Raw genomic sequence first — 14830 nt, 5'->3', positions numbered from 1 at the left:
TTTCATCCATATATTAATTCTTTATTTTTTTCTATGAATTTTATGAGAATAGGATTTTTAAGAGTTTGCCCTTCTACCAGGTCAACTTCTCTATTGAAGATGTTTTTGAGTTTCTCTTTGAGACTTATATAATTATCAAAATATTTCTCCAAGTCAATTTTTCTGAACTTCACTAAAAAATCAATATCCCTAGTACTTGTAAATTGACTTCCAGTGGCAGAACCAAATAAATACAGCTTCTCAACGAGATGAATTTCGCAGAGTGAATCGATTAAACTTTTATTTTCTTCTGATATAAGCATATATCAAATTTAAACTATTTAATTTAAGCTTACAATTTTTGCAGATAACGGCATTAAATTATGCCGTTTTTTTTTAACAAATCAGCTATCGTCTGCAATACTTAGAACGTTATTTCGTAAGGCCGTTTCATCCTTGATAGTATCATATGATACTATCAAGGATACAACCATTTATTGATGAAGGTATAATTGAGATGGTTTTTGATCTGGATAACGTAAAGCTATGTCGCCTTCCTTAAGGACGGAGCAAAAAACCAACAAAAAACCCCAACGTTTTTCAACATTGGGGTTTTTTATATTTAATTCCGCGAAAGCGAAAAACCTTTTATTTAGAAAGGTAAATCGTCTGCATCTTCTTCTTTTAAATCTCCTGCAGGCTCAAAAGCATCTGCTGGTGGTACTGGTGGCATGTTTCCGCCTGCAGCTTCAGCTTGTAAAGCCTCGATGCGCCATCCTTGGATAGAGTTGAAATACTTAGTTTCACCTTGAGGGTTAACCCATTCTCTTCCGCGTAGGTTAATGCTAATTTTTACTTGTTGTCCAACTTGGTAACTGTTTAATAAATCGGTTTTATCTTGAACAAACTCCACCATAATATGTTGTGGGTATTGCTCATCTGTAGTCACTACAATCTCTCTTTTTCTAAATCCGTTACTTCCGAATGATTGCGTTTCTCCAACCATTTTAATTCTTCCTTGAACTTCCATTTACTCGTATTTATGTTTGATTTAACTTCCTAAATTTTAATTAATATGGGGTCGCTGCTTTTTTATGAAAATAATTTCAATACGAATTACAACAGGCCTAATGCATTAACGCATACATTATAAACGAAAAAAAACTGTAATTTATTGACCAACACCATTTTTTGGTCTACGTAGAATATTTTCCCCAATATATTTGCACAAAACTAACTAAAAAAAACATGAAAACTGAATCTAGTTTTCAACATTAACAAAAGCTTTTACAAAATGAAAGAAAACGGGTTTCCTTAAAAACCAAGGAAACTTTCCCGGTCGAATAAACAATTTACTAAACACAGGCGCAATAATATTAACAGATTTGCATTATATTACCAATCAAATTTTGGAATTAATGATTTTTGCAAAATATAGCAATACTTTTCGTTGGGGCATTATCATCGCATCTTTTGCAATTGTTTCCCTCATTTTATGGAAAACTTATGAGTTCTTTCAGCACTTTAAAGAGGAAGAACGCATTAAAATGGAAATTTGGTCGTTTGCTCAAACCGATTTAATTAATGCGGACGACAACACCAATCTCGACCTGACGCTTAAAGTATTGAACAGCAACACTACCACACCTGTTTTAGAAATTAATAAAGATGGTAGCATAGGTAGTTATCTTAATATCGATGATAAGCGATTTTCCGATCAAAACTATGTTAACAAATTAATCGCAACCTTTAAAAGTGAAAACAAACCTATTGAAGTTATTTTCGATAATAAATTGAACAGCACGATTTATTATGGAAACTCACCTTTAATCAACAAACTTAAATATTACCCATTAGCTTTACTGCTTATTGTTTTTCTTTTTGGGGCGGTTATTTTCTTCTTCTATCGCAGTAATAAGAACGCCACGCAAAATAAATTATGGTCTGGAATGGCTAAGGAAACGGCACATCAAATTGGCACGCCCTTATCGTCTTTAATTGGTTGGACTGAAATTTTAAAAACTGAAAACGTAGACCCCGATTATATTATTGAAATGGAGAAGGACATAGACCGTTTGCAAACCATTACCGAACGATTTAGTAAAATAGGATCGCTTCCTACACTTGAAAAAGCAGATATTATTGAAGAAACCATACAGTCTTACGACTATTTAAAAGCGCGGTCATCGGATCTTATTGAGTTTGAATTACATGTTCCAAATGGAAAAATTTTTGTAAATTTAAACAAACAGCTCTACAGTTGGACGATTGAAAATTTGGTTAAAAATGCTATTGATGCCATGAAAGGCCGCGGTAAATTAATGGTTGAAATCTCCCAACTTGAAAACAACGTTAAAGTTTGTGTTTCCGACACAGGGAAAGGCCTTGCTAAAAAGAACTTTACGAAGATATTTGAACCTGGCTATACCACGAAAAAACGTGGTTGGGGCTTGGGATTATCATTAACAAAACGTATTATTGAAGATTTCCATGATGGAAAAATAAAAGTTTCACATTCTGAATTAGGAAAAGGAACCACCTTCCAAATAAGTTTAAAAAGCACCGTATAATGGCTGAAAAACACATCGAAATTAAAGAAGTTGCTTTAAACAATAATTGTCCGCATTGTTACAATACTAAGGGATTGCATTTATTATTTAAGCAAAAAATAGTGGAAACATCATTCTACAAAGCCATTACACCAGAAATTAAGCATGAATTAAATTGTAAAACTTGTGATACTGCCATTTACCCAGAACAGTGGACCGATGATATTGATCGTGTTGTAGATTACCAGAAAAAAGTAGTTGATCCAAAATCGCCGTTTACCAAATTAAAAGCGCTCTCTTGGAGCCTTATTATTGGTGGCATCGCACTTATTGGCTTAAGTATTTCTCTCGTTGTATTATAATTCTGCTTGAATGGCATTAGCCAAAGCTTGAAGCGCTTCATTGCTCATAGATACCTTTTGAATAAACCTGGCGTCTTCCATAGATTGAAGCGGAATTAAATGCACATGTGCATGAGGCACTTCTAAACCAATAACACTTACTCCAATTCGCAAACATGGCACCGCTTTTTTTAAGGCTATTGCTACCGCGCGAGAAAAAGCCAGTAAACCATGGTAGGTCGTTTCATCTAAATCGAATATATTATCTACCTCTTGCTTAGGAATACAAAGTGTATGCCCTTTTGCATTGGGGTTAACATCTAAAAAGGCTAAAAAATCTTCGGTTTCTGCAACCTTGTAACAAGGGATTTCGCCATTTACTATTTTAGTGAAAATTGATGCCATAATATGATTTTTAATTAGTGAGCGTTCTATGTAAATATAAAAGATTCCTGTCCAAATAAAACAGAAATCTTTTATATCAGTGCTTTAAAATATACTTTACAGATAATTTGTAAGGTTTAAATCTATCTTGAGATTTCAACTATATCAAATTTCATCACCCCATTAGGCACTTGAATTTCGGCAACATCGCCAACCGATTTTCCTAGTAAACCTTTCCCGATAGGAGAATTCACAGAAATTTTACCGGTAGCCAAATTTGCTTCACCATCCGCAACCAATGTGTAGTTCATTTCCATGCCATTGGTTTGATTTTTTATTTTCACTTTCGATAACACTAAAATTTTAGAAGTATCCATTTGCGACTCATCAATAACACGGGCTCCTGCCAAAGCGTCCTCTAACTTAGAAATTCGCATTTCTAACATCCCTTGCGCTTCTTTAGCGGCATCATATTCGGCATTCTCACTTAAATCTCCTTTATCTCTGGCTTCTGCTATGGCTTTAGAGGCTTTTACACGCTCTACATCTTTAAGTTGTCTTAACTCGTCTCTCAATTTTTTTAATCCATCTGCTGTATAGTACGATGCTTTACTCATAACTTCATTGTTTTACTTAATAAAAGATGCTGAGATACTTCAACATAAAATAAACGCGTTAAAGGATTCAGCAAACAAAAAAATCCCGTTTCCACGAGATTGTCCTACAAATATACAAAATATTTAAATTATATGTTTAGCGGTGGCTAGTTAGTTACGTAAACTTAAATTGAATTTTGAGTCGCCATGTCAAATCGAGCGCAGTCGAGATTGGTTACTATAACACCGAAACATTCTCGACTGCACGCCTTGACAACAGAACAAAATTTAATATATTTCTAAGCGCTAAGCCGCAAAGGTAACTGACGCAAAAATATCATAAAAACCACAACGTTAAACAATAAAATTTAACGGCCTCTGTTTTCTATTTATTGTAAATTGCGCCTTATTTCCATTAACTATGAAATTACTACATACTATATTCTTCCTTTCTTGTTTAGTATTATTAACGAACTGCAGTGGCAGTAACGAAAACGATGAGAACTGCAACTTTTTACTTGATGTCACAGTTAATTATCAAATTGATTTAAGTCTACCACAATACAGTCAATTAAATTTTGATGGCAATTCTATTTATATTTCTGGCATAGGCAATAACGGCGTTATTGTTGCTAGTATTGGTGGCAGTTACATGGCTTGGGATGCCAGCGACCCGAATCACGCGAGAAGTGCTTGCTCTGCTATTATACCAGATGGGCTTTTTGGCGAGTGTGGTTGTGGCGATGGCAACCGTTATAATTTCATTACTGGTGAACCCGAAAACAATGATGGCTTGAGATGTGCTTTAAAATTTTACCCTGCAAACTTGAGCGGTAATATGCTTTACATTTCGAACTAGATAAAATATCATTATTACAAAAAAAAATGTGGTACTGAACCCCATCCAGCACCACACATTATTTTTCTAAGTATTAAACATTAGGCCTTAAAACTTCAAATTAAGTCCCAATAAAAAGTTAGCCGTGGCTTGCGGATAATAACCTGCGTAATAACCTGTTGTAGTTCCCGTAGAGCTAGAGGGATCTAGGTAATCGTAAGAACCAAAATATCCATTGGATACATATTCACGATTAAAAACATTGTTTGCTAATCCTGAAATTACAATGGCTTTGAATATTTTTTTAGGTTTAATTACATAGGTAACACTTAAATCATTAACAAAATAGTCTGCAAGTTTAGAGCCTTCATTATCGGTATTCCCCATATATTGTTCACCAACAAATTTGCTTAACCATGATAGTTGTAAATTTTCTATTGGCGAATAGTTAAAGGCGTTACCCACAATCACATTTGGTGAAAACGAAATATTGGTTTCTCCTAAATTGACTAACTCACCATCAATTGAGCTTGTAAAATCAATGTTTTTGTTTCGGCTAAGTGTTACGTTAGTATTCATGCTGAATTTATCAGTAAACATGATATTAGCATCAACTTCAAGTCCTAAACGGTAACTTTCACCACTGGTAGCTCTTATTGGGCTTCCCACATCGTCTAACTCACCAGTTAACACCAGTTGATTATGGTAAAACATATAATACAAGTTGGCATTTAAATTCAGTTTCTGACTATTATGACGCCAACCTAATTCATAATCATAAAGCGTTTCATTATCGGTAATGCCTGCTTTAAAATCATCTCTATTTGGTTCTCTATTCGCGACAGCAAAAGACCCATAAAAACTATTAACATCACAAAGCTTAAAAGTTAAACCTGTTTTAGGATTAAAGAAACTGAAATTCGCATCAGTTACAAAAGGCACACCGTCAGAATTTATACCATCGGTTTTATAACCTACAAAACGGCCTTGTAAATCAACAAACCCTGTAAACCTATTGGAAAATCGAATGCTCGCTTTTGAAAATACACTAAAATCATTTTTAGTAGCATCACCATCATAATAATGATCTCTAATTTCGGTATCTGGTGCAAATTGTCTGGCCCAAATCACCTCACCAAAATGGTCTCCAGAATAGGTGTTATATGAAATTCCTGAAATAAGTTCTATGACACTATTTTTATAAGTTGCGTTGGCATTAATCACATAAAAATCGTTATCCAACCAACGTCTTCTAATCACATCGGTAATCGGTTCGCCATCACCATTAACATCTGTCGCTACCACAATACCGTTGTATAAATCAATATCGGTGGTTTCAGATTCGTACTGCTCAAAATATCCTTCGCCTTTAGTATAGTTTAAACCTAAAGTTGTTGACCAGCGATTGTTTAAACGCTGATTCCAATGTAACTGATAATGATCTTGCCAATAGGCATCAATTTCATTATCATAAGTATACGGGTTCTGGCGACGGTCTTCCTCTAATTGTTGAGCCGTTAAACCATACCAAGCCTGGTAGGTTTTTTCTTGATTCCCAAAAGTTAAGGCTTTAATTAAAGTATTTCCTTCTTTGTAAACCCCTTGTAAAAAATATGATTTCAAATCGGTGAAAGCGCGATCGATATACCCGTCGGAATCAATTTTAGAAAAACGTCCTGATACTTCAAAATGATCATTTATTAAGCCTGTGCTCATTTTCACAGTGTGTTTTCTAGTATTGAAACTCCCGAAACTATTGGCAATTTCCGCGGAAGCGTTTTCTGAAGAATTATCGGTTAACAAGTTTAAACTCGCACCAAAAGCACCAGAACCATTGGTTGATGACCCCACACCACGCTGAAGTTGTAAACTTTCGGTTGAAGATGCGAAATCGCCCAAATTCACCCAAAACGTGCCTTGACTTTCAGGATCGTTATAAGGAATACCATTAATAGTCACGTTTACGCGTGTGGCATCTGTACCACGAACACGAATTCCAGAGTAGCCAATTCCTGCTCCGGCATCACTAGTTGTCACTACAGAAGGCAAGTAATTTAAAAGCGTTGGAATATCTTGACCTAAGTTTCGTTTTTCTAATTCTTCCTTTGAAACATTAGAGTGTGTAATAGGCGAATCGGCCTTTACACGCACCGATCGCACGACAACTTCGTCTAGATTTTCGGTTACAGTAGAGTCTACCGCTCTGTTATTCTCTTGCGCAAAAGTGTTTGCTGAAAGTACTAAAACAACTGTAAAGAGCAGTTTATTAATACTAGTTTTTAAAGTCGATTTCATATCGATTAATCATTATAATCGAATAAAAAGAGGCTATTATTCTTTAAAGTTATTAGTTTGTTTTTAGAATTAATTTTGAACTTTAAAAGTGACATTAATTCAAGTTCCTAAACAGCATTACCTGTTCTAGGTTCGATGGGTATGATCTCAGCCCTTTGTGTCAGTTTAAAATTAAAAGTTAAAAAGGAATAATTAATTGCTTTGCAAAAAAATGATTCACTAAAAACGCTTAACAGTTCACTGTAAGAAGCACCCCTTTATTGAGAACGCTGCAAAAGTACTAAGCAAATACTAAAACCCCGCTATTAATAAGGAGATTTTTAATCGAGGTTTGGTTTGCGTCTATTTGCTTTTTTATCAGACAATTGCTTTTTACTTTTTAGTCTTTTTTTGATTACCGATTTCGGGATTTTAGTAGGAATACGGCGTTTTCTTACTTTTAACGCCGAGGTTATTAACTCTAAAAAGCGCGTAATGGCAAGTTCTTTATTTTTATGCTGACTCCTACTTTCATCACATTGCAAGATTAAAACACCATCATTAGTTAGTCTATTCTGTAGCTTAATAAAAAGGCGTTCTTTTTGCGTTTCGGTAAAAACTATAGTAGTATTCAAATTAAAAGTAAGTTCAATTTTGGAGGACACTTTGTTTACATGTTGCCCCCCGCTACCCGAACTTCGAATGGCCTTAAAACTTAATTCATTTATGAGTTTTTCCTTTTCAAACATGAAGCTAAGACACTTGGTGCGCGGGTTTCAGTAAATCGTTTACTGTTTTTACAGGATTAAACGTTTCTAAAGGCACTTCAACAAAAATAGAATTCCAAAACGCCATACTACCATTCCACAAACCTGGAAGCTCCAAGGCTTTTATCTCGACACCATTTTGCGTTTTAGTCGTGATAAAAGCGGCCTCAGGATCTACATAATCTTTAAGATTAAATTTATCACCTTTATAATCCTTCACGCCACAAACCAAATCGGTTGGATTGAAATGCGTGGCCTTATAAACTATACCTTGTTGCACCGTTTTACTAAAGTCTATTTGTGCAAATTCAACAATTTGAAGCGATACCTCGTCATTTTTATCCTTTACCCAAAACGGGCCACCACCAGGTTCTCCTTGATTTTTAACCATACCACAAACACGTATGGGACGGTTTAATTTGTCTTTTAAATAATCTGTTTTTTCTTGATAGGAAAGCGTTTCAAAATCTACATTTATTGGCACATTTAGTCGGTAACGTAAAAAGACCACCATTAACTGAAAATCGGAATTACTAACGTTGCCTGTATCCAATTTATGTAAATATTCAAACACTTTCTCTTGAGCTTCTAATAACACACCAGCAAGGAGTTTTTTGTATTTAGACACCTCTATATTTTTATTAGCAACAACGATATTATCTATGTTTTTTATAAAAATAATATCATGATCCAATTCATTTAGGTTTTCTAACAATGCGCCGTGTCCTGCTGGTCTGAATAATATTGAGCCATCTTCATTTCTATAAACTTTATCTTTATGCGTTAGCGCAACAGTTTCAGTTTCGCCCTTCTGATAAGAAAAAGACACATTAAAAGTTGTGTCTGTTTTTTGTTGCAAATCTTCTTTTATTTTATTCAATTCATCGTTAAAATAGCGATGGTGTTTTTCTGAAACTGTAAAATGTAAATTGGAGTTCCCTCCTGAAGTCGCGTATAAAGTAGATTCGAATAAATGCTCTTGAAATGCGGTAATATTAACACCGTCATACTGATGAAAAGGCAATAATCCTTTTGGAAAAGACGCATAATTTAAGCCATCTTCATCAATCATAATTTTCACAAAAATCACACAACGTTCTCCTCTTGATAAAACATCGAAGTCCACATGCCTTTCCCGAGCAGCAGCAAGCACTTCACTGTAAAAAGGAAACAATTTCAAGTTAGAAATAAAAGTATCAACCAAAATATTGGCTTGTTTGCCTACAAACGATTCTATACTTTCTTTTGCTGGGCTATAATTGCTTAAAAACTGAAATAAAAATTTAAACATTCTAGAAGCTGCTCCAGAAGCTGGAACAAATTTCAGAATAGACAACGCTTTATTATTTTCATCATAAAACTGAATTAATTTTTCAGTTTCGGCTTCATTATAACTCTCAATTCCTTTTCCAATGGTTGCAGCTCCAATTAATTGGGAATGCGTCATTCCATCTTTTAATCGGGTAATTTGCCCCTTTATTTGCTCAATGGTTATTCCTTTTTTATAAATCTGATCAATATCCTTATCTAGAAACATGGTGTTTTTCTTTTAATAATTCATCAATGTGTTTTACTGCAGTATCGAGGCGTTCGGCCTTACTCCCTTTTAGTAAAACATATGGTTTTTTACACTTAATGAGTTCATTTTGAAACGCTTGAAACATCGCTTCACGCGCGTTGGGTTTATCTCGCAAATCGTCTGCTTCCCAAGGCGTATCAATATAGGTCAAAAAATACAAATCGTAGGTGTTTTCTAAGGCGTATTTTTCAAGAATAGGATCGCAACTTCCAATATAATACACTTCCGAATATACCTTGGTTTCCAACAAATCGGTGTCACAAATTAATACCGTATCTGTTTTTTTTGCCAATTTATTTTCTAAACGTATTTGTCCTTCAGCAATGGGTAACAAATCTTGAGGCTCACAAGTTTTTCGCTCGTTATTCCATTTATCCTGAAGATACTCACGGGCATACTCAGGTACCCAAACCGAATGATAATGCCGTGCTAATTGCCTAGAAAGTGTTGTTTTTCCTGTGGATTCAGGACCAAACAACACTACTTTTATGCAATTTGAGGGTTGTTGTCTAAACTTTTCTTCCATGCTTTATAGCCATAAATGGCAATTACTGTAAAAATTAAATACTGAAACGAGGTAAACACTAAGCCCTTATATAAATAAAGCGGCACCGAAATGATATCGCCAATAATCCAATACACCCAATTTTCAAGTTTCTTTTTAGCCATAAGCCACATGCCAACAAAAAATATGGCTGTGGTTAAGGTATCTACATAAGCAGTCCAAGAGTTAAACTTATCGTTCCATATATAAAGAATAACGATAAACAAAATGGTGAGTAAAAATATAACAACACTCCAAACGTGTTCTTTTTTTGTAGTTACAGTAACTGGAATTTCATGATTACTAGCGTCTTTTCTAGTCCAATAATACCATCCATAAATACTCATTCCAAAATAATAAGCATTAATGGACATATCGCCTAAAAGACCATAAACGAACAAAATATAAACAAAAACAGCTGTGCTTATAATTCCAGTAGGATACACCAAAATATTTTCTTGCTTAGAATACCAAACGCTTAAAAAGCCAAAAAACACGCCAACAAATTCTAGAACTATAAGGTGTGTAGGAATGCCTTGATATTGCGAAAAAAACCAATCAAAAATGTGGCTCATAATCTTGTCTATCAGATTTTACAATTTTCATAAAAAGTAAACCGCGTTCAATCAATTCAAAAGCTTCCTTTATTTCTGTAGTAAGCAGTTGCATCACGTCATCATATTCCCCATAAACCTGTGTACTTAATGGGTTTTCAAGAACGGTTAAATGCGAGGCGCGCAATTTTTTTATAAAGTTAATAATTGCTGGCTCGTATTCGTCTTGAATAGGCGTTAATGTTAATTCAACTGATATTTTCATAGTATTTGTCTTTTTTTAACTCTTCAAAAAATAATTCATCTTGTTCAAAGGCAGTTCCAATAACGGCTATATCGGCTCCAGCTTTGTAAACGGCATCAAGTTGCTGTTTACTTCTAATCCCGCCACCCACAATTATTGGAAGTTTCAATGCTTTTTTTACTTCAGTGATAATCTCATTTGTTAACGGTGCTTTGGCACCACTTCCAGCTTCGAGATAAATCAATTTCATACCTAGTAACTGTCCTGCAAAAGCGGTATCAACTATTTCCTGAACATCAGAACGACTTAAAGGTTTTTCACCCGTTACGCGTTCAACAGCTGTAACCTTTCCGCCTTCAATTAAAAGGTAACCTGTTGGAATGACTTCCAAAGTACTCTTTTTGAGTTTTGAAACGGCTTGCACATGTTTACCAATTAAATACTCAGGATTTCTACCAGACAATAGCGACAGAAACAACAAAGCATTAGCCTTATTCGTGATTTGCGTGACATCACCAGGAAATAAAACGACGGGTAGTTTGGTGTGCTTTTTTATTTCGACCACTAATATTCCGGTTACAAAATCATCTACCGTGCTACCACCAACAAAAATATGTGTTGCTATAGAGGCATTCACTTTTTCTATGAAAGCGCCCACTTTATCAACCAAAAACTTATCAGGATCAATTAAAACAGCTAGTAGTTTTTCTTTTTCCAAAACCGAATTTAGTATGTTTTGATATATTTTATTATTCATCACAAATACCCTCTATCTCGTATAATCACCTTATTTACATCTAGCAAAAAAACAACCACTTAACTGCTTAACTCCTACACTACTTAACTCCTGAACTACTTAACTACTTAACTACTTAACTACTTATTACCCTCAAACTACTTATTACCCCCAAACTCCTCATTCCGCAGCATAAGCACAAGTAAATCCTTCAAACTCTAAAAAGCGAATATTATAAAGGTGTTTTTTGTCTTTGTAGTCTACCCAAGCCTTAGTTTCTTCATCAATCAACTCAAAAGGAATCACCAAAAGGCAATCTTTAAAACTTAAACCTGGTACGGCAAACAATTTATACAAAGACTCTTTTACGCACCAAATGGCCGTTAATTTTTTAATATAACAGCTCGATAATTCATCAAGATAATCAACCTCGTAATCAACAAATTTATGAGCGATTACGGTAATTTTATCACGATGTTTTTCAATATCAATACCTACAATACTGTCACTAATAATGACACCCGAAAAATTAAAGGAATGTGTAATTGAAATCTGTTTACCATCTTTTAAATGTGGCTTTCCGTTTTCGTCGTAAAATAAATCGGTATCATAATAGCCAAATTCGGCTAATAATTTACGAACACTAAGGAATCCGCGCTGGTGCAATTCACTTTTCATACCCAAAACGCGTTTTAAAGTTTCCGGTTTTAGGGTCATACCTTGCATTAAATCATCATAAGACTCTTCAATCTTCCAGATTTTAACGGTTGTTTGTGAATTTGGTGTTATGGTTTTATAAAGAGGCATTTAAAATCTAAAACTTATTGATTACCTTTGCAGCTCCAAAATATTTTAGTGCTTTTTGATAGGCGAATTTAAGTATTTTCAGCCCTAATCACAATGATGTTTGGGTTTTAACAAAAAGAAAAATTGATATGAGTACAAAAACAATTCCATACGTAGCAAACAAAGTTAAAGACATCACGCTTGCCGATTGGGGTAGAAAAGAAATAGAATTAGCTGAGGCAGAAATGCCAGGACTAATGAGTTTAAGAGAAGAGTATAAAGATTCTCAACCACTAAAAGGTGCTAGAATTGCAGGTTGTTTACATATGACTATTCAAACGGCGGTTTTAATTGAAACTTTACAAGCTTTAGGTGCAGAAGTTACTTGGAGTTCTTGTAACATTTTCTCTACTCAAGATCAAGCTGCTGCTGCTATTGCTGCTGCAGGAACTGCTGTTTATGCATGGAAAGACATGACCGAAGAAGAATTTGACTGGTGTATCGAGCAAACCTTATTTTTTGGTGAAGATAGACAGCCACTTAACATGATTCTTGATGATGGTGGTGATTTAACTAATATGGTTTTAGATAAATACCCAGAGTTGGCTACAGGAATTAACGGTTTATCTGAAGAAACTACTACAGGCGTACACAGACTTTACGAGCGTGTAAAAAATGGAACACTTCCAATGCCGGCGATAAATGTAAATGACTCGGTTACTAAATCGAAATTCGATAACAAATACGGTTGTAAAGAATCTGCTGTAGATGCCATTCGTCGTGCTACCGATATTATGTTAGCAGGAAAACGTGTTACTGTTTGTGGTTATGGTGATGTTGGTAAAGGAACTGCCGCTTCTTTTAAAGGCGCAGGAAGTATTGTGACGGTAACAGAAATTGATCCAATTTGTGCCCTTCAAGCGGCCATGGATGGTTTTGAAGTTAAAAAACTAGAAACTGTTATTGGAAACACAGATATCGTAATTACCACTACAGGAAATAAAGACATCGTTCAATCAAGACATTTTGAAGCTTTAAAAGACAAAGCTATCGTTTGTAATATTGGACATTTTGATAATGAAATTGATATGGCTTGGTTAAACAAAAACCACGGACATACAAAAAACACCATCAAACCTCAAGTAGACAAATATACTATTGATGGTAAAGACATTATCATTCTAGCCGAAGGGCGCTTGGTAAACTTAGGTTGTGCTACTGGACACCCTAGTTTTGTAATGAGTAACTCATTTACAAACCAAACTTTAGCACAAATTGAACTTTGGACTAATGCTGATGCTTACGAGAATGAAGTATACATGTTACCAAAAGCTTTAGATGAAAAAGTTGCCAAACTTCACTTAGCTAAAATTGGTGTAGAATTAACCGAATTACGCGAAGAACAAGCCAGTTACATCGGTGTAACGGTTGATGGCCCTTACAAACCAGAACACTACAGATACTAGTTTCTCCAATTCCTGAGTTTATACTGAGCGTAGTCGAAGTATAGGCGGGAATCTCAAGAACAGAAGTAGTTATATAAAACATAATCCCAAGCAGTCATGTTTGGGATTTTTTCATTTTTGGGCGTTACCCCGAAAAGGGGTCGGGCTTTCACTACTCGCTCCCTCCTACCGTCGGGGAGCTCAAACAAACCGTTCAATCCCTAACGCAGCTTCAAGATTGCTATTAATCTACCAAGTCTTCTTCAAAATACCACCATAAACTCGAATCGATATTCGTTTTCATTTTAGTGATATCTACATGATCTTTAAAGAAAACAGTGAGGTTATCTTCTTCTCTATTTCGTCCATGAGTTTTTCTAATTTCAACAAGTTCAATCTCATTAAAATGATCCAAGTGCTTTTTTATTCTAGGCACTAAAGCTTCGTCACTTAAAAAAATTTTAATGGTAGGGTGCGATGGGGAATTTCTAATTTCAGATCTAAAAGGCAGCATATCTTATTCGTTTTTAATGAAACAATAGGTCGGTATTAGTTGGAATAGCTTAAAGTTAAGAATTTAATTGATATCTTTTAAAAATATTTTAAAACATGATTAACAAGCAAATAGATAAATTACAAAAGCTTTTATTAGAAATTGAAGCAAACATTATTTATAAAGATGTCGAAAATTTAAAAGTTTCAACAGCGACCATAGGCTGGCAACTCGATCATGCACTTAAAGTTTTTAATACCGTTTGTAATTTATTAGCCGCATCCAACCCCGACACCTACACATCGAAATTCAATGCTACGAGATCATTTATTTTTCTCATTGGTCGTTTTCCTCGAGGCAAAGTTAGAGCGCCAAAAAAAGTTATTTCCAACACCTTAAACATCACCGAAACAACATTAATAAATCAACTCAATGAAGCCAGATCGGGGTTAAAAATCATTCAAACACTCGATAAGCACGCCTACTTCCATCACCATATTTTCGGTAATTTATCAAAAAAACAAACTTTTCGATTTTTAGAAATACATACCAATCATCATTTGAAAATTGTGAAAGAAATTTTGGAAATTCACAAATAAAAAACATCAAAATACCTTACTTTTAAACCTTAAAAACCAAAACGCACCTCAAACTGAAAGAAAACGCAGAAGAACCTAATAAAAACACCATTCCGCCTAAGAAAAGGAAGTACCGAGGCTTA

At 34.7% G+C, this 14830-nt stretch carries 18 protein-coding genes; 5 read left to right on the top strand and 13 right to left on the bottom strand.

Annotated elements, in window-relative coordinates:
* Positions 1-2: 2 nt before the first annotated feature.
* Both KO493_RS08385 and KO493_RS08380 read right to left on the bottom strand, forming a co-directional pair.
* A complete protein-coding gene (locus tag KO493_RS08385) occupies positions 3-302 on the bottom strand; it encodes a nucleotidyltransferase family protein (RefSeq protein WP_216067488.1) in 300 nt (99 codons plus the stop codon).
* A gap of 329 nt (positions 303-631) precedes the next feature.
* The gene (locus KO493_RS08380; RefSeq protein ID WP_216067487.1) at positions 632-1009 is read right to left on the bottom strand and encodes a DUF3127 domain-containing protein; all 378 of its coding nucleotides are present in this window, start codon (positions 1007-1009) and stop codon (positions 632-634) included.
* 388 nt (positions 1010-1397) lie between these two features.
* Here KO493_RS08380 and KO493_RS08375 point away from each other — a divergent pair, with 388 nt between their 5' ends.
* Entirely contained in the window at positions 1398-2549 is a 1152-nt protein-coding gene (locus KO493_RS08375; protein ID WP_216067486.1) for a sensor histidine kinase, read from the top strand.
* Positions 2549-2890, top strand: coding sequence for a hypothetical protein (locus KO493_RS08370; RefSeq protein WP_216067485.1), 342 nt, complete (start codon positions 2549-2551; stop codon positions 2888-2890). Before KO493_RS08375 ends, KO493_RS08370 begins: the two co-directional genes overlap by 1 nt.
* Here the strand turns inward: KO493_RS08370 and KO493_RS08365 are convergent.
* Both KO493_RS08365 and greA read right to left on the bottom strand, forming a co-directional pair.
* Entirely contained in the window at positions 2885-3274 is a 390-nt protein-coding gene (locus KO493_RS08365) for an HIT family protein (RefSeq protein ID WP_216067484.1), read from the bottom strand. The two genes, KO493_RS08370 and KO493_RS08365, sit on opposite strands and share 6 nt — an antisense overlap.
* 122 nt (positions 3275-3396) lie before the next feature.
* Positions 3397-3870, bottom strand: a complete 474-nt coding sequence (greA, locus tag KO493_RS08360) for a transcription elongation factor GreA (RefSeq protein WP_216067483.1) — start codon at positions 3868-3870, stop codon at positions 3397-3399.
* 400 nt (positions 3871-4270) lie between these two features.
* Between greA and KO493_RS08355 the strand changes: the two genes are divergently transcribed.
* Positions 4271-4708, top strand: a complete 438-nt coding sequence (locus KO493_RS08355) for a hypothetical protein (RefSeq protein ID WP_216067482.1) — start codon at positions 4271-4273, stop codon at positions 4706-4708.
* A gap of 87 nt (positions 4709-4795) precedes the next feature.
* Here KO493_RS08355 and KO493_RS08350 read toward each other — a convergent pair whose 3' ends face one another.
* From KO493_RS08350 to KO493_RS08315, 8 genes are all read right to left on the bottom strand, one after another.
* A complete protein-coding gene (locus tag KO493_RS08350; RefSeq protein ID WP_216067481.1) occupies positions 4796-6982 on the bottom strand; it encodes a TonB-dependent receptor in 2187 nt (728 codons plus the stop codon).
* A 320-nt stretch (positions 6983-7302) separates the two neighbouring features.
* Entirely contained in the window at positions 7303-7710 is a 408-nt protein-coding gene (gene arfB / locus KO493_RS08345; protein ID WP_216067480.1) for an alternative ribosome rescue aminoacyl-tRNA hydrolase ArfB, read from the bottom strand.
* 4 nt (positions 7711-7714) lie between these two features.
* Positions 7715-9265, bottom strand: coding sequence for a DUF4301 family protein (locus KO493_RS08340; protein WP_216067479.1), 1551 nt, complete (start codon positions 9263-9265; stop codon positions 7715-7717).
* Complete coding sequence (locus tag KO493_RS08335; RefSeq protein WP_216067478.1) at positions 9252-9833, bottom strand: AAA family ATPase; 582 nt, start codon at positions 9831-9833, stop codon at positions 9252-9254. The genes KO493_RS08340 and KO493_RS08335 overlap by 14 nt, the downstream gene beginning before the upstream one ends.
* Positions 9794-10426 carry a nicotinamide riboside transporter PnuC gene (gene pnuC, locus KO493_RS08330; RefSeq protein ID WP_216067477.1) on the bottom strand — a complete coding sequence of 211 codons (633 nt, stop codon included), beginning with the start codon at positions 10424-10426 and terminating at the stop codon, positions 9794-9796. Before pnuC ends, KO493_RS08335 begins: the two co-directional genes overlap by 40 nt.
* A complete protein-coding gene (locus KO493_RS08325) occupies positions 10410-10670 on the bottom strand; it encodes a thiamine-binding protein (RefSeq protein ID WP_216067476.1) in 261 nt (86 codons plus the stop codon). The genes pnuC and KO493_RS08325 overlap by 17 nt, the downstream gene beginning before the upstream one ends.
* Positions 10654-11406: a geranylgeranylglyceryl/heptaprenylglyceryl phosphate synthase gene (locus KO493_RS08320; RefSeq protein WP_216067475.1), complete on the bottom strand. Its 753-nt coding sequence runs from the start codon at positions 11404-11406 to the stop codon at positions 10654-10656. The genes KO493_RS08325 and KO493_RS08320 overlap by 17 nt, the downstream gene beginning before the upstream one ends.
* A gap of 159 nt (positions 11407-11565) precedes the next feature.
* On the bottom strand, positions 11566-12192 hold the full coding sequence (locus KO493_RS08315) for a 4'-phosphopantetheinyl transferase family protein (protein WP_216067474.1): 627 nt from the start codon (positions 12190-12192) through the stop codon (positions 11566-11568).
* Between the two features lie 128 nt (positions 12193-12320).
* Here KO493_RS08315 and ahcY point away from each other — a divergent pair, with 128 nt between their 5' ends.
* The gene (gene ahcY, locus KO493_RS08310; RefSeq protein WP_216067473.1) at positions 12321-13637 is read left to right on the top strand and encodes an adenosylhomocysteinase; all 1317 of its coding nucleotides are present in this window, start codon (positions 12321-12323) and stop codon (positions 13635-13637) included.
* Positions 13638-13860: 223 nt separating this feature from the next.
* On the opposite strand, the gene KO493_RS08305 is transcribed toward ahcY, so the two are convergent.
* Positions 13861-14130, bottom strand: a complete 270-nt coding sequence (locus KO493_RS08305) for a hypothetical protein (protein ID WP_216067472.1) — start codon at positions 14128-14130, stop codon at positions 13861-13863.
* Between the two features lie 95 nt (positions 14131-14225).
* Between KO493_RS08305 and KO493_RS08300 the strand changes: the two genes are divergently transcribed.
* Positions 14226-14708, top strand: coding sequence for a DUF1569 domain-containing protein (locus KO493_RS08300; protein WP_216067471.1), 483 nt, complete (start codon positions 14226-14228; stop codon positions 14706-14708).
* Positions 14709-14830: the final 122 nt, after the last annotated feature.

This window comes from Pseudotamlana agarivorans (assembly GCF_018860245.1).
GTDB classification, from domain to species: domain Bacteria; phylum Bacteroidota; class Bacteroidia; order Flavobacteriales; family Flavobacteriaceae; genus Pseudotamlana; species Pseudotamlana agarivorans_A.
Note: the sequence above shows the minus strand (reverse complement) of the source record. Positions and strands in the feature narration are given on the sequence as shown.